General features: G+C 73.8%; 20 protein-coding genes. 7 read left to right on the forward strand and 13 right to left on the reverse strand.

Annotated elements, in window-relative coordinates:
- Positions 1 to 85: 85 nt before the first annotated feature.
- A complete protein-coding gene (gene asnB / locus ACFW1I_RS12285) occupies positions 86 to 1,894 on the reverse strand; it encodes an asparagine synthase (glutamine-hydrolyzing) (protein WP_384669111.1) in 1,809 nt (602 codons plus the stop codon).
- Positions 1,895 to 2,068: 174 nt separating this feature from the next.
- Between asnB and ACFW1I_RS12290 the strand changes: the two genes are divergently transcribed.
- The gene (locus ACFW1I_RS12290) at positions 2,069 to 2,812 is read left to right on the forward strand and encodes a PIG-L deacetylase family protein (protein WP_384669112.1); all 744 of its coding nucleotides are present in this window, start codon (positions 2,069 to 2,071) and stop codon (positions 2,810 to 2,812) included.
- Positions 2,813 to 2,872: 60 nt separating this feature from the next.
- Here ACFW1I_RS12290 and ACFW1I_RS12295 read toward each other — a convergent pair whose 3' ends face one another.
- Complete coding sequence (locus ACFW1I_RS12295) at positions 2,873 to 3,514, reverse strand: histidine phosphatase family protein (RefSeq protein ID WP_384669114.1); 642 nt, start codon at positions 3,512 to 3,514, stop codon at positions 2,873 to 2,875.
- A gap of 162 nt (positions 3,515 to 3,676) precedes the next feature.
- Here ACFW1I_RS12295 and ACFW1I_RS12300 point away from each other — a divergent pair, with 162 nt between their 5' ends.
- The 3 genes from ACFW1I_RS12300 (at position 3,677) to ACFW1I_RS12310 (ending at position 5,457) form a co-directional block, all read left to right on the forward strand.
- A complete protein-coding gene (locus ACFW1I_RS12300; RefSeq protein WP_384669116.1) occupies positions 3,677 to 4,876 on the forward strand; it encodes a serine hydrolase domain-containing protein in 1,200 nt (399 codons plus the stop codon).
- A 78-nt stretch (positions 4,877 to 4,954) separates the two neighbouring features.
- On the forward strand, positions 4,955 to 5,119 hold the full coding sequence (locus ACFW1I_RS12305) for a hypothetical protein (RefSeq protein WP_384669117.1): 165 nt from the start codon (positions 4,955 to 4,957) through the stop codon (positions 5,117 to 5,119).
- A gap of 23 nt (positions 5,120 to 5,142) precedes the next feature.
- Positions 5,143 to 5,457, forward strand: coding sequence for a hypothetical protein (locus ACFW1I_RS12310; RefSeq protein WP_384669119.1), 315 nt, complete (start codon positions 5,143 to 5,145; stop codon positions 5,455 to 5,457).
- Here ACFW1I_RS12310 and ACFW1I_RS12315 read toward each other — a convergent pair.
- A complete protein-coding gene (locus ACFW1I_RS12315; protein ID WP_384669120.1) occupies positions 5,415 to 6,179 on the reverse strand; it encodes an MBL fold metallo-hydrolase in 765 nt (254 codons plus the stop codon). The two genes, ACFW1I_RS12310 and ACFW1I_RS12315, sit on opposite strands and share 43 nt — an antisense overlap.
- The gene (locus ACFW1I_RS12320) at positions 6,176 to 6,742 is read right to left on the reverse strand and encodes an NADPH-dependent FMN reductase (protein WP_384669122.1); all 567 of its coding nucleotides are present in this window, start codon (positions 6,740 to 6,742) and stop codon (positions 6,176 to 6,178) included. Before ACFW1I_RS12320 ends, ACFW1I_RS12315 begins: the two co-directional genes overlap by 4 nt.
- 219 nt (positions 6,743 to 6,961) lie before the next feature.
- Here ACFW1I_RS12320 and ACFW1I_RS12325 point away from each other — a divergent pair, with 219 nt between their 5' ends.
- The 3 genes from ACFW1I_RS12325 to ACFW1I_RS12335 all read left to right on the forward strand — a co-directional run bounded on the left by ACFW1I_RS12325 (position 6,962) and on the right by ACFW1I_RS12335 (position 9,295).
- Complete coding sequence (locus tag ACFW1I_RS12325) at positions 6,962 to 8,023, forward strand: MFS transporter (protein WP_384669123.1); 1,062 nt, start codon at positions 6,962 to 6,964, stop codon at positions 8,021 to 8,023.
- A gap of 14 nt (positions 8,024 to 8,037) precedes the next feature.
- Positions 8,038 to 8,523: a cupin domain-containing protein gene (locus ACFW1I_RS12330; protein ID WP_384669125.1), complete on the forward strand. Its 486-nt coding sequence runs from the start codon at positions 8,038 to 8,040 to the stop codon at positions 8,521 to 8,523.
- A gap of 100 nt (positions 8,524 to 8,623) precedes the next feature.
- The gene (locus ACFW1I_RS12335) at positions 8,624 to 9,295 is read left to right on the forward strand and encodes a TetR/AcrR family transcriptional regulator (protein WP_384669127.1); all 672 of its coding nucleotides are present in this window, start codon (positions 8,624 to 8,626) and stop codon (positions 9,293 to 9,295) included.
- Here the strand turns inward: ACFW1I_RS12335 and ACFW1I_RS12340 are convergent.
- From ACFW1I_RS12340 to ACFW1I_RS12380, 9 genes are all read right to left on the reverse strand, one after another.
- Positions 9,243 to 10,571: an amino acid permease gene (locus tag ACFW1I_RS12340; RefSeq protein ID WP_384669128.1), complete on the reverse strand. Its 1,329-nt coding sequence runs from the start codon at positions 10,569 to 10,571 to the stop codon at positions 9,243 to 9,245. The genes ACFW1I_RS12335 and ACFW1I_RS12340 overlap by 53 nt on opposite strands.
- An 88-nt stretch (positions 10,572 to 10,659) precedes the next feature.
- The gene (locus ACFW1I_RS12345; protein WP_384669130.1) at positions 10,660 to 11,271 is read right to left on the reverse strand and encodes a LysE family transporter; all 612 of its coding nucleotides are present in this window, start codon (positions 11,269 to 11,271) and stop codon (positions 10,660 to 10,662) included.
- Positions 11,268 to 11,579, reverse strand: a complete 312-nt coding sequence (locus tag ACFW1I_RS12350) for a DUF2087 domain-containing protein (RefSeq protein WP_384669132.1) — start codon at positions 11,577 to 11,579, stop codon at positions 11,268 to 11,270. The genes ACFW1I_RS12345 and ACFW1I_RS12350 overlap by 4 nt, the downstream gene beginning before the upstream one ends.
- A gap of 69 nt (positions 11,580 to 11,648) precedes the next feature.
- On the reverse strand, positions 11,649 to 11,927 hold the full coding sequence (locus ACFW1I_RS12355; protein ID WP_384669133.1) for a hypothetical protein: 279 nt from the start codon (positions 11,925 to 11,927) through the stop codon (positions 11,649 to 11,651).
- Positions 11,928 to 12,042: 115 nt separating this feature from the next.
- Positions 12,043 to 12,717 (reverse strand): maleylpyruvate isomerase family mycothiol-dependent enzyme, encoded by a 675-nt coding sequence (locus ACFW1I_RS12360; protein ID WP_384669135.1) that lies wholly within the window; start codon positions 12,715 to 12,717, stop codon positions 12,043 to 12,045.
- A gap of 6 nt (positions 12,718 to 12,723) precedes the next feature.
- Complete coding sequence (gene ahcY / locus ACFW1I_RS12365; RefSeq protein ID WP_384669136.1) at positions 12,724 to 14,133, reverse strand: adenosylhomocysteinase; 1,410 nt, start codon at positions 14,131 to 14,133, stop codon at positions 12,724 to 12,726.
- Positions 14,126 to 14,989 (reverse strand): methylenetetrahydrofolate reductase [NAD(P)H], encoded by an 864-nt coding sequence (gene metF / locus ACFW1I_RS12370; RefSeq protein ID WP_384669138.1) that lies wholly within the window; start codon positions 14,987 to 14,989, stop codon positions 14,126 to 14,128. The genes ahcY and metF overlap by 8 nt, the downstream gene beginning before the upstream one ends.
- On the reverse strand, positions 14,986 to 18,441 hold the full coding sequence (gene metH / locus ACFW1I_RS12375; protein ID WP_384669139.1) for a methionine synthase: 3,456 nt from the start codon (positions 18,439 to 18,441) through the stop codon (positions 14,986 to 14,988). Before metH ends, metF begins: the two co-directional genes overlap by 4 nt.
- Entirely contained in the window at positions 18,438 to 19,421 is a 984-nt protein-coding gene (locus tag ACFW1I_RS12380) for a carbohydrate kinase family protein (protein ID WP_384669141.1), read from the reverse strand. Before ACFW1I_RS12380 ends, metH begins: the two co-directional genes overlap by 4 nt.
- Position 19,422 lies beyond the last annotated feature (1 nt).

Below are 19,422 nucleotides of genomic sequence, written 5' to 3' on the forward strand. Positions count from 1 at the left end.
CGCCCCGGGGGCGCGGCCCCGCGCCCCCACCTCCACCCCCCCACTCCCCCCCCCGGCGGAACGCAGGCCCACAGCGGGCGGCGGGTCAGGCGGCGGCACAGTCGGTGGGGATTTGGAGGGTGCGGACGATGTCGGTCCAGAGTTCGTGGACCGCCAGGGCCCACAGCGCCTGGGCGTCGGCGCGGTTGGGGCGGTCCAGCTGGCGCGCCAGGAGGCGGGCGACGCGGTCCGCGCGGACCTTGCCGCCGAGGACGAGCCGCGCCGGGGAGAGGAGTTCGCGGACCGTGTCGAGGAGCGGGCCGCCGGGCGCGATCATCGCCTCGACGGGGAGGGTGAAGGGCTGCTTGGGGCGGCGCAGGACCGCCGCCGGAAGGAGGTCCGCGCCCGCTTCGTACAGCGCCCGCTTGCCCGTGCGCGCCGCCGCCGGCAGCGACCGCGCGTGGGTGACGACGGCCGGCTGGCAGAAGGGGAGCCGCGTCTCGACGGCCCAGGCCATCGCCAGGTGGTCGACGCGCCGCAGGTGGTACGCGGGCAGCCGCCACCGCGTCTCCAGGGCGGTCATCGCGGTGACCCGGTCCGCCCCGACCGCCTCCGCCGAGCGCAGCTCCTGCTCGACGCGGTCGGCGGCGGAGCCCGTGTCGGCGATGTGGGCGCGGTAGTCGGCCGTGTACAGGTGCTCGCGCAGCAGGCGCGGCGCGGCGGCGAGCGCGTCGGTGTAGGCGGCCGCCCAGTCGGCGCCCGGCGGGGCGGCGAGGGCCGCCGCCATCCGGTCGTACCCGCCGAAGAGTTCGTCCGCGCCGTCGCCGGTCAGCGCGACGGTGAAGCCGCTGTGGCGGACGGCGCGGAAGAGGGCGTAGGTGGAGAGGGTGATGGGGTCGGCGTTGGGCTGGCCGAGGTGGCGGACGGTGCGGGTGAGGAGGGAGGGGAGCTCGTCGGGGTCGAGGGCGATCTCGTGGTGGACGGTGCGGGCGCGGCGCGCGACGGAGCGGGCGTGGGCGGCCTCGGAGCCGGGCCAGTTGCCGCGGTAGGTGAGGTGGAAGGTGTGCAGCGGGGGCGCGTCGGTCTCGCGGGCGTGCTCGGCGGCGAGGGCGGTGACGAGCCCGGAGTCGAGGCCGCCGCTGGTGACGGCGCAGACGGGGACGTCGGCGTCGGCGAGCCGGCGGACCTCGCGGCGCAGCACGTCCTGGGTGTCGCCGACGGGTACGGCCCGGTGCGGGCCGCGACGGCGGACGACGGGCGCGGCGCCGGGCCGGACGAGCGCGGTGGCGCCGGGCGGGAGGACGCTGACGCCGTCGAGGACGGTGCCGGTGGCGAAGGAGGTACGGGTGGCGAGGACGGTGTCGAGGGAGTCGTCGCGCGGGCTGAACCGTACGCCGCCGAAGGCGAGGAGCGCGGGGATCTCGGAGGCGAAGCGGGTGGAGCCGTCGTCGGGGTCGTGGTGGAGGTGGAGCGGCTTCATGCCCATGTCGTCGACGGCGAGGACGAGTTGGGTGCGGCCGGGCCGCAGGTCGAGGACGGCGACGGCGAACATGCCGTCGAGGTGCTCGGCGAAGGCGGGCCCGTACTCGGCGTAGAGGGCGGGCAGGACGGTGCCGTCGCAGCGGTCGGGGAAGCGGTGGCCGCGGGCGGCGAGGGCGCGGCGGAGCTCGGCGTGGTTGTAGATCTCGCCGTTGAGGACGGCGAGGACGCCGGGGAGGTGGGGCAGCCGGTAGGGCTGCTGCCCGCCGCGCGGGTCGGTGACGGCGAGCCGGTCGCAGCCGAGGGACCAGCCGGGGCCGCTGAGCACCCGGTGTTCGTCGGGGCCGCCGTGGCGCTGGCGCGCCGAGGCGGAGGCGAGCGCGGCCGGGTCGGGGCGGTCCGCCCCGGCGGCGAAGGAGCCGAGAATCCTGCACATGCCGGTCGCCTCCGTGTCGTCGTCCGAAGTCACTGCGGTGGAGCGGGCGGGAGTTCCCCCCGACCGACCCTTGATTTGAATCTACCAATTTTTTGAATGGCGCGTAAGTGCCATGTCCTGTTCACGCCACGGGTTGGCCTTGCGACGCCCCTCCACCCCCAACAGGCTGGAGCCATGGAGGACTTCGCGACCGACCCCCCGACCTTCCGCAGCGCGCCGGAATCACTGCTGGTGGTGGCCGCGCACCCGGACGACATCGAGTTCTGCGTCAGCGGCACCGTCATGCGGTGGATCGAGCGCGGCACCCGCGTCACGTACTGCATCGTCACCGACGGCGGCGCCGGCGGATACGACCCGCTGCTCCCCCGGCAGGCGATGGCGGACCTGCGCCGCGCCGAACAGGTCCACTCGGCCAAGCTGAGCGGCGTCGCCGACGTCCGCTTCCTCGGCTACCCGGACAGCTTCGTCGAGCCCAGCGTCGAGCTGCGGCGCGATCTGTGCCGGGTGATCAGGGAGGTCCGGCCGCAGCGGGCCATCATCCCCTCCCCCGAGATCAACTGGGCCCGGGTCGCCGACCTCCACCCCGACCACCGGGCCGTCGGCGACGCGTGCCTGCGCGCGATCTATCCCGAGGCGCGGAACCCCTTCGCGCACCCCTCGCTCCTGCGGGACGAGGGGCTCGAACCGTGGATCGTCCACGAACTGTGGCTCATGACGGGCCCGACGCCGAACCAGTACGTCGACGTCACGTCCGTCTTCGACCGGAAGGTCGAGGCGCTGCGGATCCACACGTCGCAGACGGCCCACTTCGACGACCTGGCGGGGCTGTTGCGGGCGTGGCTCTCGGAACACGCGAGGGCGGCGGGCCTCCCGGCGGGCCGCATGGCGGAAGCCTTCCAGACCGTCCACATCGACTGACCCGGCCTTCCGAACGGTGCCGCATCGCCGCCCCTCCACATGGGCCGGCCTTCCGCAGGGTCAGATGTGGTCGGTCGGGGGGAGGCCCGTCCAGCGGAGGGGGGTGGGGAGGTGGCCGGTGTCGTTGTAGAGGAGGAGGGCCGGGGGGCGGCCGGGGGCGTAACGGATCACCGTCAGCGCCGCGTTCGCGTGGTTGAGGCCCATCCACCGCCACTCCGGCGCGTCCAGCGCCGCCCGCACCAGCCACCCCACGAGGAAGTTGTGCGTGACGACGAGCTCGTGGACGGGCTCGTCGCCCGCGACGGGTCCGGTGAAGCGCGCGACCGCCTCCGCCGCCAGTTCCGCGCCCCGCGCCCGCTCCTCCGCCGGGAACTGCTCCAGGAACCCGAGCATCGCGTCGGCGCCGGCGGCCGGAAGTTCGTCCCGGGAGGGCTGGTGGGGGACGTAGTCGCCGGCCGCCTCCGCGACGCGTACCGGGACGCCGTCGAGCCGCTCGCCGACCAGCCGCGCCGTTTCCGCCGCCCGGGCGAGCGGCCCGTGGTGGATGGCGGTCAGCGGCGCGCCCCGGAGCCGTTCGCCGAGCAGGGCGGCCTGGCGGCGGCCCGTCTCCGTCAGCGCGGTCTCGTCGGGCGTGGCCTCGCCGTGCCGGGTGAGGTAGAGGTAGCGGGTGGCCGTGTTGCCGGTGGAAGAGGTGCTGGTCATGCGCGGGGAGCCTCCGGGGAGTGGATCTTGTGACGGTTCCCGGGGGGACGACACCGGGCCCTTCGCCGGTTCCCCCGCACGCGGAGGCCGTACGGGTGGACTCGTACCGCCCCCGCCCCCAGCCGCCCTCCGCCCCCGCCTCCCGGTGCTGGTCTGACCCCCATGCGACCCAGACGACGCGTCCTCGCGACCGCCCTGCTCCTCGCGGCCACCGCCCTCGCCCCCGCCGCGCTCCCGGCCACGGCGGCCGCCCCGGTCCCCGTCCGGCACGGCGCCGGCGAGCGCTGCCCGGAGGGCGACGCCCTCCCGGCCGCCACCACCGCCCGGCTCGACTCCACCGTCGAGAAGGTCCGGCGGGAGGCCGGGATCCCCGGTCTCGTCGTCGGGATCTGGATGCCGGGCAAGGGGTGTTACGTCCGGGCCACCGGCGTCGCGGACAAGCGGACCGGCGCGCCGATGTCCGCCGACGGGTACATCCGGATCGGCAGCGAGACGAAGACCTTCACCGTCACCGCGCTCCTCCGGCTCGTCGACGAGGGGAAGGTCGGGCTCGACGATCCGATCGACGACTACGTGCGGGGCGTGCCGAACGGCCACCGCATCACGCTGCGGCACCTCGCCGAGATGCGCAGCGGCCTGTTCCCGTACACGTCCGACCCGGACTTCATCCGGGACCTGCTGAGCGCGCCGGAGCGCCCGTTCGAGCCGTGGGAGGCGCTCTCGTACGGCTACCGGCACGCCAACACCTTCGCGCCCGGCGCCACCTTCCAGTACTCCAACTCCAACCTCGTCCTGCTCGGCCTGGTCGTCGAGAAGGTCACCGGCCGCCGGCTCGCGGACGTGCTCCACGAGGACGTCGTGCGTCCGGCGGGGCTGCGGCACACCTTCCTGCCGAAGGGCGCCGAGTTCCCGCTGCCGCACGCCCGCGGCTACACCGACCAGACCCTGGACGGCACCGTCGCCGACGCGACGGACTGGAACCCGAGCTGGGCGTGGTCGGCCGGCGCGATGATCTCCGACCTCGACGACCTGCGCCGCTGGGCGCCCGTCCTCGCCACCGGCGGGCTGCTGAGCCCGGCGACGCAGGCGCAGCGCATGAAGACCCTCCCGACCGGTTTCCCGGGCACCTCGTACGGCCTCGGGATCCTGAACACCAACGGCTGGATCGGCCACAACGGCTCGCTGCCCGGGTACGAGACGGTCACCGTGTACCTCCCGTCGCAGAAGGCCACCCTCGTCCTGATGCTCACCACGGACGCGTTCAGCGGCGGGCAGGAGCCGTCCACCCTCGTGGCCCGCGCGGTCACCGGCGTCATCACCCCGAAGAACGTGTACGCCGGCTCCGTGACGCCGCGCCGCTGACGCCCGTCCGAAGGGGCCGCCCGAAGAGGGCCGCCGGGGACCCGGTTCCTCCGGCGGCCCCACGGGTACGAGCCGGACATGTCAAAGGGTTGGGGATGGTGGTTCCTCGCGGGTTTCGCCGTGTGGACGTTCTTCGCGCTGCAGTGGACCGACCTCGGGTGCGACTACCCGGAGGCGTACCTCGCGGTCGTCCGGTTCGGCACGCCGGAGGGCCTGGAATTCCTGCCGGCCTGCGCCGGATAGGGCTCCGTGCCTACGATCGGTCCATGAGCGCTGACGGTTCCCGCTGGTCCCTCGCTTCCCGGAACTCCTTCCTGTCGATCGGCTCGGTCGGCTCGACGCTGTCGATCGGCTCGGTCGGCTCGTTCCTGTCCATCGGCTCGGTCGGCTCGGCCGCCTCCGTCCTCTCCGTGGGCTCCTGGGCGAGCCTCGGTTCGCTCCTGTCGGCGGAGTCGCAGTGGTCGGCCCTCTCCTGGCGCTCCCGCTGCGGCCTCATGGCCGGCGGCACCGCCCTGGCGGTGGGCGCCGCCGTCGCCGTTCAGACGCTCTCCGCCACGCCCGGCCGGAGGAAGCGGAGGTAGGGGGTGCCCGTGCCGGGCGGCGGGAAGGCCGCCTCGATGGCGGCGCGGGGTTCGGTGAAGTGGGTCCAGCCCTCGTAGTGGAGGGGGATCACCGTGCGGGCGCCCAGGGTGCGGGCCAGGGCCGCGCCCTCCTGCGCGCTGAGGGAGAAGGAACGGTCGCCCGTGCTCGGGAAGTGGGCGTCGCCCAGGTGCAGGAAGGCCGTGTCGACGGCGAACCGCGTGGCGAGGTCGTCCAGGGCCGCGTGGCGGGTCGTGTCGCCGGAGACGTAGAGCGTCCTGTCCTCGTGGGTGAGGACGAAGCCGGTGACCGGGCCCGTGACGTGTTCGGTGCCCTCGGGGCCGTGCCGGGCCGGGACGGCGGTGACCGTGAGCGCGGTGCCGTCGGGGGCCGGCAGGGTGTGGGACCGCCAGGGCTCCAGGCCCACCGCGCGGCCGCCCAGCCGGGCCGCCGCCTCCGGGGTCGTCAGGACCAGGGGGGCGCCGGCCAGGACCTCGCGGCCGGAGACGTCGAGGTTGTCGGCGTGCTGGTCGTGGGAGAGGAGGACCAGGTCGAGGGGCGGGAGTTCGGCGGGGGTGAGCGCCGGACCCGCGGTGCGGCGGAGGGGGCGGGCGCCGGGGTACTCCGCCGGGGCCGGGTCGAAGGCCGGGTCCGTGAGGACCGCGAGGCCGCCCAGCCGGAGGAGGAGCGTCGCCGTGCCGACGTAGGTGGCGGTGGCCGTCACGACCGGGCCTCGATCCTGGACCTGAGGGCGGTCAGGAGGTCGCGGAGGAGGCCGATCGAGGTCTCGTCGGTCAGCGTGCCGTCCGCGTCGAAGCGCTCGTGCGAGCGGAAGAGGTGGACCTCCGGCTTCACCACGACGTCGCTGTCGGTCCAGACGAAGACCTGCCGCAGCGCCAACTGCGCCCGCACCGTGCCGAAGTTGGTGGGCGCGGCGCCGAGGATCGCGATCGGCTTGCGGTGCAGCGGCAGGCCCTCCGTGCGGGTCCAGTCGGTGGAGACCCAGTCGAGCGCGTTCTTCAGGACGCCCGGGACCGAGTAGTTGAACTCGGGGGTGGCGATGAGGATCCCGTCCGCCTCCGCGACCCGCCGGCGCAGTTCCGCCACGGCGGCCGGGCGGCGGTCGGGGTGGTCGAGGTCCTGGTCGTACGGCGGGATCTCCCGCAGGTCCTCGTAGATCTCGATGTCGAGGCCGCCGGGGTTGAACTTGCGGGCGGCGTGCAGCAGGAGCGTGTTGTGCGAGTCGGCGCGGAGCGAGCCGGAGATGGCCAGCACGGTTGCGGTCATGAAGTCCCCCTGGATGAGGGCGCCTTGGCAGCGGCGCCGGGATGCCCCGAAACGTAAACCGAACGGTTCAGGGTGTCAACCAAACGGTTCAGTCTTGACAGTGAACCGAACGGTGTAGTTCTCTCGGTGCATGACGACGACGAGAGTGGGCCCTCAACGGGGGTCCGAGAGCGCCGAGTTCACCGTTCCCGACGGGCGGATACCCGTGGGCGGTGCGGCGTGACGGCCGGAGCGGCGGTCGCCACCGCGCCAGGGGCGGTCGTACGGGGACGGGGGGCGGCGCTCGCCGCCCTCGCCGCGCCCGCCGCGGCCGGGGTGTCCGGGCCCGCGCTCGTGGTGCCCGAGGCCGCGGCCGCGCTCGGGGTGTCGGTCGGCACGGCCACCTGGCTCCTGACGGTCTTCGGGATCGGCATGGCCGCCGGCACGCCACTGCTCACCGCCGCCGGACGGCGGAGCGGGCCGGGCGGGACGCTGCGGGTGGCGGCGGGGCTCGTCGTCGCCGGGACGGCGCTCGTCCTCCTCGTACCGGGCTTCGGCGCCGCCCTCGCCGGGCGGGCGCTGCTCGCGGCCGGCGCGGCCGGGTTCAACGTGGCGGCCTTCCAGCTCGCCGGCCGCGACCGGAGCGGCCGGTCCGCCGGACTCGTCGCCATCGGCAGCGCGGTGGGCGGGACGGCCGGGCTCTTCGGCGGGGCGGCGATCGCGGCGGGCGTCGACTGGCGGGGGGCGTTGGTGCTGCCGGTGCTGAGCGTGGTCGTTCTCGGGTGGGTGCGGGGCCTGGGTGCGGAGGCCCCTGGGAACGCGGGGCCGCGGCCGGCCCGCGGCGGGACGGCGACAGCCCTCCGCTCCCCCGCGTTCCTCTCCTCCGCCGGGCTCATGCTCGTGCTGTCCACCGCCAACTTCGGCCTCATGTACGCCGGTCCCCGGCGGGCCGGCGAGCTGGCCGGGTGGGGCGTCGTGCAGACCGGGGCGTTCGCCGCCGTCGCCTCGCTCGTCGGGGCGCTGCTGTCCTGGGTGCTCGTCCGGGCGCGGGCCCGGTCGTGGGTGCTCGCCCTCGGGGGCGTCCTCGCCGTCGTGCTCACCGCGGGCGGGCCCTGGGCCTGGGTCGTGCTGCTCGGGTCCGGGGTGAGCTCGCTCGCCACCGCCGCCGGGCAGGGGCTGCTCACCGGCGCCTCCACGGAGGGGCTGCCCGGGAGACTGCACGACAAGGCCATCGGCCTCTTCAACTTCGCCTTCCTGGTGGGCGTGGCCGCCGGCCCGGCGCTCGCCGCCACCCTCTACTGACGAACGGAGTCCTCATGTCCTACCCCGATCCCCGCTACTTCGGCGACCACGGCGAGATCAGCGCCCGCTTCCGGCCCGCCGACACCCCGCCCGACTTCGTCGCCACGGGCGCAGCGCCCGCCGCGTACCACTACCTCTCCACCACGCTCTCCACCCAGGGCGAGTACGGGCTCTACCGGGTGGACATGGGGCCCGAGTCGGCCGGGCCCGCGACCCACTTCCACAAGGCGATGTCGGAGGCGTTCTTCGTGCTCTCCGGGACGATCCGGGTCTTCGACGGCGAGCGGTGGGTGGACGCCCGCTCCGGCGACCACCTCTACGTGCCCGTCGGCGGACTGCACGCCTTCCGGAACGAGTCCGGGGAGCCCGCGTCGATGCTGATGCTGTTCGCGCCGGGCGCGCCCCGGGAGGAGTACTTCGAGCGGATGGGCGACCTGGCGGGGATGAGCGAGGAGGACCGGGCCGCGTTCCTGGTGAAGCACGACAGCTTCTTCGTCTGACGCCCCGGCCGCGGCGGAGAACCGGAACCGACCTTTGCAGACCGAACCGTTCAGTTCATATACTGGGCCGCCCCCTCCCCTACCCCGAGGACGTACCGCCATGGCCGCCAGCAAGGACGTCCTCGACGAGTACGGGATCCCGGTCATCCCGGATCCCGCCGACGCGGCCTCGCGGAAGCGGCAGGCGATCATCGACGCCGCGCTGACGGAGTTCCTGGCGGAGGGGTACTCGGCGGCGTCGATGGACGCGATCACGGCCCGGTCCGGGGTGTCGAAGGCGACGATCTACAAGCACTTCGGCAGCAAGGAGCGGCTGTTCCTGGCGGTCATCGGCGGAGTGCTGCCGAAGACGTACGCGGACCTGGAGCCGACCAACTCCACCATCGCCGCCGCCCCCGACCTGCGGTCCGCGCTGGTGAAGCTGACGACGGACTGGGCGCGGATCCTGCTGCGGCCGGACATCATGTCGCTGCGGCGGCTCGTCATCGGCGAGATCGACCGGTTCCCGCAGCTCGGCCAGCTCTGGTACCGCGTCAGCTACGACATGAACAACGGGCCGCTGGTCGAGGCGTTCACCGAGCTGCACGACCGGGGCGTCCTCGACGCGCCGGACCCGAAGCTGGCCGTGCAGCAGCTGGTCGCGGCGACGGTCGGGGTGCCGCAGCTCGTGCGGACCTTCTCCCCGGACGCGGAGATCGAGGAGGCCGAGCTGGAGCGGGTCATCGGCTCGGGAGTGGACCTGTTCCTGGCGCGGTACGCCACCGGCGCCTGACCGCCGCCCACACCAGCAGCGCCGCCGCCCACCCGCCCGTGGTGAGCAGCTGGGTGCGGCTCGCGGGGTCGCCGAGCATGAAGAGCAGGACGGCTCCGATGCCGGCGAGCGCGGTGAGCGAGGCGCCGGAGGGGCCGCGCAGGCGCAGGTGGGAGCCGGCGATCAGGGCCCAGACGATCAGGATGGCCGCGCCGATCGAGTTCAGCAGGAACGGGAAGACCGTGCGCGGCCACAGCAGGCTGAGCGCCACGGAGGCGAAGCCGAAGGCGGCCGAGGCGAGGACGGCCGCGTGCGGGACGCCGGCGCGGACGCGGCCGAGGACGGGCGGGGCGTCGCCGCGGCCGACGAGGGCGTACAGCATGCGGGAGGAGCCGTAGATGTTGGCGTTCATCGCGGAGAGCAGGGCGACGAGGACGACGGCGCTCATGACGTCCGCGGCGCCGGGGACGCCGATCCGTTCCATGACGGCGGTGTACGGGCCGTCGGCGACGCCCGGCGCGTTCCAGGGGACGAGGGCGACGATGACGGCCATCGAGCCGAGGTAGCAGACGGCCACCCGCCACATGACGGCGCGGACGCCGGTGCGGACGGCGCGGGCCGGGTCCTCGCACTCGGCGGCGGCGATGGTGACGGTCTCCAGGCCGCCGAAGGCGAAGACAGCGGCGACCATGCCGACGGCGACGCCGTGCCAGCCGTGCGGCAGGAAGCCGCCGGCGCCGGTGAGGTGCGCGGCCCCGGGCGCGGCGAAGCCGCCGACGAGGCCGGCGAGGGCGGCGGCGCCGAGCAGCAGGAAGCCCGCGATGGCGGCGATCTTCAGGCCGGCGAACCAGAACTCCAGCTCGCCGAAGCGGCGTACGCCGGTCAGGTTGGCGGCGGTGAAGACGGTCATGAAGACGGCGACCCACGCCCACGGGGGCACGGCGGGGAGCCATCCGTGGGCGATGCGGGCCGCGCCGATCGCCTCGGCGGCGACGCTGACGACGAGCAGCGCCCAGTACATCCAGCCGGCGAGCAGCCCGGCCCAGCCGGCGAAGGCCCGCCGGGCGTGTTCCGCGAAGGAGCCGGTGACCGGATGCTCGGCGGACAGGTCGCCGAGCATCCGCATCACCAGCACGGTGAGCGCGCCGGCGAGGACGTAGGAGACGAGGATGCCCGGCCCTGCGGCCGCGATCCCCACTCCCGATCCCACGAAGAGTCCGGCGCCGATGGCCCCGCCGAGCGCGATCATCGCCAGATGTCTCCGGCGCAGCCCGCCCGTCAGTACCCGTCCCGTCATGTTCTCCCCCGATCTCCAGGACGATCAGCGGGGATCTTGACGTGTCCGCCCCCGTCGGGGCAATCCGGAACCGGTCGGCGGGACGCCCTCAGACCACCAGGCCCACGGCGAGGACCGCGATCAGGGCGCTCGACGCCAGGCCCGTGAGGAGCCGGGCGCGGGCGCCCGTCAGGGCGTGGCCGAGGAGGGTGCCGGTGGAGGCGAGGAGGAGCTGCCAGCTCGCCGAGGCGGCGAACGCCGCGGCGACGAAGACGGCCGCCTCGGCCGGGCCCGTCGTGGCGTGGCCGCCGAGGACGAGGGCCGTGAAGTAGAGGACCGTCATCGGGTTCAGGATCGTGATCCCGAGGAAGGTCCAGAAGGCGCGGTGCGGGGCCGTCACCGGCCGTTCGTCCCGCGCGGTCCCGGCGCGGTGGGCGCGGAGCGCGGTACGGGCCGAGGCCGCCGCGAGGACCAGCAGGACGACCGCGGACACCCAGCGCAGGGGCGCCGCCACCGGCGCGAGGAGCGGCACGAGCGCGGCCCCGCCGGCGACCGCGACCAGGGCGTACACCCCGTCGGCCGTCGCGATGCCGAGCGCCGCGCCCGCCCCCGTACGCCACGGGCTGCGGGCCGCGACCGCCACCAGGTGCGCGCCGACGGCGCCCACCGGGATCGCGATGCCGTAGCCGGCCAGCAGGCCGGCCACCACCGCGGCGGTCACGCGACGGCGGGGATCGCGCCTCCGGCGGCCGGGGTCGTCTGCTGTCGGTGGTAGGCCGCGCCGTCCTTCGTCCGGGCCAGCAGGCCGCCGACGACGAGGTAGCGGCGGAGGGCGGGGTAGTCCTCGTGGACGGTCTTCAGGGCCTCGTTGACCTCGGTCTCGCGGTAGACGCGGCCGGACTCGAAGAGGGTCTCGGCGAGGTGGGCGAGGAGCGCCGCACGGCGGGCCGGGCGGCGCGGGATCGCGATGAGGCGGCCGTCGGCGGAGAACAGCTCCGCGACGGGCCGGGGGGAGGTGTGACTGCTCATGGGGGAAGGGTGGGCCGCCACCGGCCCGCCCCGCAAAGGGTTTTCCCGGTTCCCGGGGTCCGCGCCGGCTCAGCCGACGATGACGTTCACCGCCTCCTGGAACTTCGGCAGGATCGGCGGCAGGCCCTGCTCCTGGAAGATCGGGCGCGCCTGGGCCGCGAAGGCGAGGAAGTCCTCCTCGGACTCCCAGAAGTCCACGACCCGCCAGCCGCCCGACCCGTCCGGGCCGGCCGCATGGGCGAGGAAGCCCTGCGGGGGCCACCACTCGGCGGCGGTGAGCCGGCCCGTCGTGGACTCGTACTGCTCCTGGGTGCCGCCGGGGATCTCGACGGTGACGATGACGGCCATGCTGCTGCTCCCGTGGGTGCGGGGGTGGGGGTCACGACCCAGCACACCCCCGCCCCCGGGGGCCCGCACCGCGACGGGGACCGAACGGGCGAGACCCCCCGGGGGCCGGGCGGTGTCAGCGGTAGATCAGCAGTTCCCGCTCGGTGGCGCCGGTGAGGGCGTACCGGGTGCGGACCAGGGGGCGGCCCGCGTAGATGCGGATGAGGGTGGCGGCGTCGCCGTCGAAGCGGGCGGGCGGGCGGCCCTCGATCTCGTTGCCGAGGGCCACCTCCCCCGCGTGGTCGGCGAGCCGGCCGACCAGGCGCGGGGTCTCCCGCCTGCGGCTGGTGACGCAGAGCAGCGGGAGGGCGAGGGCCAGGGCGTCGCCGCAGTACGCGCCGGGCTCGCCGAACGCCTCGCGGACGTCCCCGGCGTGCACCCACTCGCCGAGGGCGACCGCGTCGAGCCGCCCGTCCTCGTGCGCCGCGATCACCGGTCCGGCCTCGGTGAGGCCGCGTTCCAGCTCGTCGAGGATCCGGCCGAGCGGCCAGTCCTCGCGTTCGGCGACGTCGCAGGCGTTGGCCTCGGGGAGGAAGACGCCCTCTTCGAGGCGGCCCTCGACGATCCGGACCAGCGCCGCCGCGCAGTGCGCGAGGACCTGGCGGGCGGTCCAGCCGGGGCAGGCGGTGCGGAGCTCGTACGCCTCCTCGGGGGTGCGGCGCAGCAGCGGCATCAGCAGGTCCCGCTCGGTCCGCAGGAGACGGTCCGGGAGCCAGGGGTCGCGGACGGCGGGCAGACAGTCGGTACACATGCGGGCTCAGTAGCGGTAGTGGTCGGGCTTGTACGGGCCGTCGACGGGGACGCCGAGGTAGGCGGCCTGGTCGTCGCTGAGGACGGTCAGCTTGACGCCGAGGGCGTCCAGGTGGAGGCGGGCGACCTTCTCGTCCAGGTGCTTGGGCAGCGTGTACACGTCGGTCGGGTACTGCTCCGGCTTCGTGAACAGCTCGATCTGGGCCAGCGTCTGGTCCGCGAAGGAGTTCGACATCACGAAGGACGGGTGGCCGGTGGCGTTGCCCAGGTTCAGCAGGCGGCCCTCGGACAGGACGATGACGACCTTGCCGTCGGGGAAGGTCCAGGTGTGGACCTGCGGCTTGACCTCGTCCTTCACGATGCCGGGGACGGCGGCGAGGCCGGCCATGTCGATCTCGTTGTCGAAGTGGCCGATGTTGCCGACGATCGCCTGGTGCTTCATCCGGGCGATGTCGGACGCCATGATGATGTCCTTGTTGCCGGTGGTGGTGATGAAGATGTCGGCGGTCTCGACGACCTCGTCGAGGGTGGCGACCTGGTAGCCGTCCATCGCGGCCTGGAGCGCGCAGATCGGGTCGATCTCGGTGACGATCACCCGGGCGCCCTGGCCGCGCAGCGACTCGGCGCAGCCCTTGCCGACGTCGCCGTAGCCGCAGACGACGGCCGTCTTGCCGCCGATGAGGACGTCCGTGGCACGGTTGATGCCGTCGATCAGCGAGTGCCGGCAGCCGTACTTGTTGTCGAACTTCGACTTCGTCACGGCGTCGTTCACGTTGATCGCCGGGAAGAGGAGGACGCCGTCCCGGTGCATCTCGTAGAGACGGTGGACGCCGGTGGTGGTCTCCTCGGTGACGCCGCGGATGCCGGCGGCGAGCGCGGGCCAGTCCAGCGGACTGTTCTCCAACAGGGCGCGGACGACCGCCAGTTCCTCGTTCGCGGCCTCCGGCAGGACACCGGTCTTGCGGTACTCCACACCCTTGTGGACGAGGAGGGTGGCGTCACCGCCGTCGTCGAGGATCATGTTGGGGCCGTCGCCGCCGGGCCAGGTCAGGGCCTGCTCGGTGCACCACCAGTACTCCTCCAGGGTCTCGCCCTTCCAGGCGAAGACGGGGATGCCGACGGCGGCGATCGCGGCGGCGGCGTGGTCCTGGGTGGAGTAGATGTTGCAGGACACCCAGCGGACCTCGGCGCCGAGCGCGACCAGCGTCTCGATGAGGACGGCGGTCTGCACGGTCATGTGGAGGGAGCCGGTGATCCGGGCGCCGGCGAGGGGCTGCTGCCCGGCGTACTCGCGGCGGATCGCCATCAGGCCGGGCATCTCGTGCTCGGCGAGGGTGATCTCCTTGCGGCCGAAGTCCGCGAGGCCGATGTCGGCGACCCTGTAGTCGGTGGACGCGGTGTCGGTGGAGTCAGACATGCGCTGCAACTCTCCTTGCGCTCAGGATGGTTCGGTGGATTTCCAGGGCCGCGGTCGACTTGTTGAGGGTGATGTAATGCAGGCCCGGTGCGCCCTCGTCGAGCAGCCGCAGGCCCATCCGCGTGGCGTGCTCGACGCCGATGCGGTAGGCGGCGGCCGGGTCGTCCTTCGCCGCCTCCAGGCGGTGCGCCAGGTCCTCGGGGAAGGCCGCGTCGCTCAGTTCGGCGAAGCGGCGGATCTGGCGGACGTCGGTGGCCGGCATGATCTCCGGGATGATCGGGGTGTCGCAGCCGGCGGCGGCGACCCGGTCGCGCAGCCGCAGGTAGTCCTCCGGGTCGAAGAACATCTGCGTGATGGCGTAGTCGGCGCCCGCCCGGCACTTGGCGACGAAGTGCGCGAGGTCGCTCCGCGCGTCGAAGGACCGCGGATGCCCCTCCGGGAAGGCCGCCACGCCGATCCGGAAGTCCCCCAGCTCGCGTACCAGCTCGACCAGCTCGTAGGCGTACGTGAAGCCCTGCGGGTGCGGGGTCCACGCCCCGCGCGGGTCGCCGGGCGGGTCGCCGCGCAGCACGAGGACGTCCCGGACGCCGGCGTCCGCGTACGCGCCGATGATGGCCCGCAGCTCGGCGACCGAGTGCCCGACGGCCGTCAGGTGGGCGACGGGCCGCAGGGTGGTCTCGGTGACGATCCGCTTCGTGACGTCGATGGTCCGGTCGCGGGACGAGCCGCCCGCCCCGTACGTCACGGAGACGAAGTCCGGCTTCAGCGCCTCCACGCGCCGGATCGCGTCCCACAGGGCCTGCTCGCCCCGGTCGGTCTTCGGCGGGAAGAACTCGAAGGAGAAGGTGGGGTTCACAGCCGTCGGCCTCCCGCGTTGAAGTAGCTCGCCTCCGGGTGGTGGACGACGATCGCGTCGGTGGACTGCTCGGGGTGGAGCTGGAACTCCTCGGAGAGGTGCACGCCGATCCGCTCCGGCCGCAGCAGCGCGGCGATCTTGGCCCGGTCCTCCAGGTCGGGGCAGGCCGGGTAGCCGAGGGAGTAGCGGCAGCCCTGGTACTCGGTGCGGAGCATGCCGTCCAGGCCGGCCGGGTCGGCGCCGGCGATGCCCCACTCGGTGCGCACGCGCGCGTGCCAGTACTCGGCCAGGGCCTCCGCCAACTGGACGGAGAGGCCGTGGAGTTCGAGGTAGTCGCGGTAGGCGTCGGCGGCGAAGAGCCGGGCCGTCTCCTCGCCGATCCTCGATCCGACGGTGACGACCTGGAGGGCGACGGTGTCGACCTCCCCGGAGTCCTCGGCGCGGTGGAAGTCGGCGAGGCAGAGGCGGCGGCCCCGCTGCTGGCGGGGGAAGGTGAAGCGGGTCCGCTCGCCTCCGTCCTCGTCCAGGACGATCAGGTCGTCGCCCTTGGACACACAGGGGAACCAGCCGTAGACGACGGCCGCCTCCACCAGGTCCTCGCGCGCGATCCGGTCCAGGAGGGCGCGCAGCCGGGGCCGGCCCTCCGTCGCGACCGTCCCGGAGTCCTTGAGCCCCCACTGGCCCTTGAAGAGCGCCGTCTCGTCCAGCCAGGGGGCGAAGTCGGCGAGCGGGATGCCGGTGACGACCCTCGTCCCGAGGAAGGGGGGTTCGGGGACGGGGTTGTCGGTGGCGACGTCGGAGCGGCCGCCGGGCTCGGGCTCGCGCACCTCCAGCGGGGTCTCCCGCTTCGGCACCCGCCGCTGCTTCAGCGGCGGGAGCGCGGCCCCGGGGACGCCGCGCTTGACCGCCATCAGCGCGTCCATGAGCCGCAGGCCCTCGAAGGCGTCGCGGGCGTAGCGGACCTCGCCCCGGTAGAGCTCGTGGAGGTCCTGCTCCACGTAGGCCCTGGTCAGGGCGGCGCCGCCGAGGATCACGGGGTAGCGCTCGGCGAGTCCCCGGCCGTTCAGCTCCTCCAGGTTCTCCTTCATGATCACGGTGGACTTCACCAGGAGGCCGGACATGCCGATGACGTCGGCGTGGTGCTCCTCGGCGGCTTCCAGGATCGCGGAGACGGGCTGCTTGATGCCGATGTTGACGACGTCGTAGCCGTTGTTGGAGAGGATGATGTCGACGAGGTTCTTGCCGATGTCGTGGACGTCGCCGCGGACGGTGGCGAGCACGATGGTGCCCTTGCCGTCGGCGTCGGACCTCTCCATGTGGGGTTCGAGATGAGCCACGGCCGTCTTCATGACCTCGGCCGACTGGAGCACGAACGGCAGCTGCATCCGCCCGGAGCCGAACAGCTCGCCGACCGTCTTCATGCCGTCGAGCAGCACCTCGTTGACGATCTCCAGGGCGGGACGCCCGGCGAGGGCCGCGTCGAGGTCGGCCTCCAGGCCGTTCTTCTCGCCGTCGACGATCCGGCGCTTCAGCCGCTCCTCCAGCGGCAGCGCGGCCAGCTCCTCGGCCTTGCCGGCCTTGAGGGACTGGGCGGTCGCCCCCTCGAAGAGCTCCAGCAGCCGCTGGAGCGGGTCGTAGCCGTCGCGCCGGCGGTCGTGGATGAGGTCCAGCGCCACCTCGACCTGCTCGGGTGCGAGCCGGGCGATGGGGAGGATCTTGGAGGCGTGGACGATGGCGGAGTCCAGGCCGGCCTTCACGCACTCGTCGAGGAAGACCGAGTTGAGGACGAGCCGGGCCGCCGGATTGAGGCCGAAGGAGATGTTCGACAGCCCCAGCGTGGTCTGCACGTCCGGGTGACGGCGCTTGAGCTCGCGGATCGCCTCGATCGTCGCGATGCCGTCCTTCCGGGACTCCTCCTGACCGGTGCAGATGGTGAAGGTCAGGGTGTCGATGAGGATGTCGGACTCGCGGATCCCCCAGTTCGTCGTCAGGTCGGCGATCAGGCGTTCCGCGATCTCGACCTTCTTCTCCGCCGTCCGCGCCTGCCCCTCCTCGTCGATGGTCAGCGCCATCAGCGCGGCGCCGTGCTCCCGGGCCAGCGCGGCGACCTTCGCGAAGCGGGACTCCGGGCCGTCGCCGTCCTCGTAGTTGACCGAGTTGACGACCGCGCGGCCGCCCAGCTTCTCCAGGCCGGCCCGCAGGACGTCCACCTCGGTGGAGTCGAGGACGATCGGGAGGGTGGAGGCGGTCGCGAAGCGTCCGGCCAGCTCCTCCATGTCGGCGACGCCGTCCCGGCCCACGTAGTCCACGCACAGGTCGAGCATGTGCGCGCCCTCGCGGATCTGGTCCCGCGCCATCTCCACGCAGTCGTCCCACCGGCCGTCCAGCATGGCCTCGCGGAACTTCTTCGACCCGTTCGCGTTCGTCCGCTCGCCGATCGCCAGGTACGAGGTGTCCTGCCGGAACGGGACGTGGCCGTACAGGGAGGCCGCGCCCGGATCGGAGGCCGGGCTGCGGTCCAGGACGGCCGCGCCCCGCACCCGGTCCACGACGGCCCGCAGGTGCGCCGGGGTCGTACCGCAGCAGCCGCCGACCAGCGCGGGCCCGTACGTCCGAACGAACTCCTCCTGCGCGTCCGCCAGTTCCTCCGGGCCCAGCGGGTAGTGGGCGCCCTCGGAGGTGAGGACGGGCAGGCCCGCGTTCGGCATCACCGAGATCGGGATCCGGGCGTGCCGGGCGAGGTGGCGCAGGTGCTCGGCCATCTCCGCCGGGCCGGTGGCGCAGTTCAGGCCGATCATGTCGATGCCCAGCGGCTCCAGCGCCGTCAGGGCGGCGCCGATCTCCGAGCCCAGGAGCATGGTGCCGGTGGTCTCCACGGTCACCTGGACGATGACCGGCAGGTCGAGGCCGATCCAGTCCAGGGCGCGGCGGGCGCCCACGACGGCCGCCTTCGTCTGGAGCAGGTCCTGCGAGGTCTCGATGAGGAGGGCGTCGGCGCCGCCGCGCACCAGGCCCTCGGCGTTCTGCTGGTAGGCGTCGCGCAGCGGCCCGTAGGCGACGTGGCCGAGGGTCGGCAGCTTGGTGCCGGGGCCCATGGAGCCGAGGACCCAGCGGGGCCGGCCGTCCTCGGCGGTGCAGGCGTCGGCGACCTCGCGGGCCACCCGGGCGCCCGCCTCGGACAGGTCGTGGACGCGGTCCTCGATGCCGTACTCGGCGAGCGCGGCCAGATTGGCGCCGAAGGTGTTCGTCTCGACGCAGTCGACGCCCGCCGCGAAGTACTCCCGGTGGACGGCGGCGACCAGGTCGGGCCGGGTGACGTTCAGGATCTCGTTGCAGCCCTCCAGGCCGGTGAAGTCGTCCAGGGTGGGATCGGCGGCCTGGAGCATGGTGCCCATGGCGCCGTCCGCGACGACGACCCGCCGGGCGAACTCCTCCCTCAGCGAGCGCCTCATGCCGGCCCCCTCAGGTGCGGGACGAGCGCCGCCGCGCTGCCGTCGCCGTAGGCGGCCGTGATCCGGTCGAGCAGCGGCTCCCGGTGGAGCCGGTACTCCTGGGTGCCGACGGAGTCGAGGACGGTCGCGGCGACCGCGCAGCCCAGCCGGGCCGCGCACCGCTCGGGGACGCCCCACAGGGTGGCGGCGAGGAAGCCGGCCCGGAAGGCGTCGCCGACGCCGGTCGGGTCGACCACGCGGGGGACGGGGACGGCGGGGACGGCGAGCGGGTCGCGGCCCGCGCCCCGGATCCGTACGCCCGCCTCGCCGTGGGTGGTGACCCAGGTGGCGGCCCGGCGCAGCACCTCCGCCTCCGTCCAGCCGGTCTTCTCCAGCAGGAGGGCGGTCTCGTACGCGTTGGTGAACAGGAACCGGGCCCCGTCCACCAGCTCCCGCACCTGCTCGCCGTCGAGCCTCGCGAGCTGCTGCGAGGGGTCGGCGGCGAACGGGATCCCGAGGTCGCGGCAGGCGCGGGTGTGCCGGAGCATCGCCTCGGGGTCGTCCGGGGAGACCAGGACCAGCTCCGGGCGGCCGGTGCGGGCGGCGACCTCGCGGAGGTCGATCTCGCGCGCCTCGGCCATCGCCCCCGCGTAGAAGGTGGCGATCTGGTTCTGGTCCCGGTCGGTGGTACAGACGAACCGGGCGGTGTGCAGGGTGTCGCTGACCCGCACCGCGTCGGTGTCGACGCCGTGGTCCTTCAGCCAGACCCGGTACGGCTCGAAGTCGGCGCCGACCGCGCCCACGAGGACGGGACGCAGGCCGAGCACGCCCAGGCCGAAGGCGATGTTCGCTGCCACGCCGCCGCGCCTGACCTCCAGGTCGTCGGCGAGGAACGACAGGGAGACCCGGTCGAGCCGGTCGGCGAGCAGCTGCTCGCCGAACAGGCCGGGGAAGGTCATCAGATGGTCGGTCGCGATGGAACCCGTGACAGCGATCCGCATG

The sequence above is a fragment of the Streptomyces sp. NPDC058955 genome, assembly GCF_042741435.1.
Taxonomy (GTDB): Bacteria; Actinomycetota; Actinomycetes; order Streptomycetales; family Streptomycetaceae; genus Streptomyces.

What these genes read in the sequence shown, in the direction of transcription:
- ACFW1I_RS12330 (WP_384669125.1), top strand. Translation starts at nt 8,038, where the DNA reads ATGTCCTACCCCGATCCCCGCTACTTCGGCGACCACGGCGAGATCAGC.
- ACFW1I_RS12335 (WP_384669127.1), top strand. Translation starts at nt 8,624, where the DNA reads ATGGCCGCCAGCAAGGACGTCCTCGACGAGTACGGGATCCCGGTCATC.
- ACFW1I_RS12300 (WP_384669116.1), top strand. Translation starts at nt 3,677, where the DNA reads ATGCGACCCAGACGACGCGTCCTCGCGACCGCCCTGCTCCTCGCGGCC.
- ACFW1I_RS12290 (WP_384669112.1), top strand. Translation starts at nt 2,069, where the DNA reads ATGGAGGACTTCGCGACCGACCCCCCGACCTTCCGCAGCGCGCCGGAA.
- ACFW1I_RS12350 (WP_384669132.1), bottom strand. Translation starts at nt 11,579, where the DNA reads ATGAGCAGTCACACCTCCCCCCGGCCCGTCGCGGAGCTGTTCTCCGCC.
- ACFW1I_RS12360 (WP_384669135.1), bottom strand. Translation starts at nt 12,717, where the DNA reads ATGTGTACCGACTGTCTGCCCGCCGTCCGCGACCCCTGGCTCCCGGAC.
- metH (WP_384669139.1), bottom strand. Translation starts at nt 18,441, where the DNA reads ATGAGGCGCTCGCTGAGGGAGGAGTTCGCCCGGCGGGTCGTCGTCGCG.
- ACFW1I_RS12295 (WP_384669114.1), bottom strand. Translation starts at nt 3,514, where the DNA reads ATGACCAGCACCTCTTCCACCGGCAACACGGCCACCCGCTACCTCTAC.
- asnB (WP_384669111.1), bottom strand. Translation starts at nt 1,894, where the DNA reads ATGTGCAGGATTCTCGGCTCCTTCGCCGCCGGGGCGGACCGCCCCGAC.
- ACFW1I_RS12320 (WP_384669122.1), bottom strand. Translation starts at nt 6,742, where the DNA reads ATGACCGCAACCGTGCTGGCCATCTCCGGCTCGCTCCGCGCCGACTCG.
- ACFW1I_RS12380 (WP_384669141.1), bottom strand. Translation starts at nt 19,421, where the DNA reads ATGCGGATCGCTGTCACGGGTTCCATCGCGACCGACCATCTGATGACC.
- ACFW1I_RS12305 (WP_384669117.1), top strand. Translation starts at nt 4,955, where the DNA reads ATGTCAAAGGGTTGGGGATGGTGGTTCCTCGCGGGTTTCGCCGTGTGG.
- ACFW1I_RS12310 (WP_384669119.1), top strand. Translation starts at nt 5,143, where the DNA reads ATGAGCGCTGACGGTTCCCGCTGGTCCCTCGCTTCCCGGAACTCCTTC.
- ACFW1I_RS12355 (WP_384669133.1), bottom strand. Translation starts at nt 11,927, where the DNA reads ATGGCCGTCATCGTCACCGTCGAGATCCCCGGCGGCACCCAGGAGCAG.
- ACFW1I_RS12340 (WP_384669128.1), bottom strand. Translation starts at nt 10,571, where the DNA reads ATGACGGGACGGGTACTGACGGGCGGGCTGCGCCGGAGACATCTGGCG.
- ahcY (WP_384669136.1), bottom strand. Translation starts at nt 14,133, where the DNA reads ATGTCTGACTCCACCGACACCGCGTCCACCGACTACAGGGTCGCCGAC.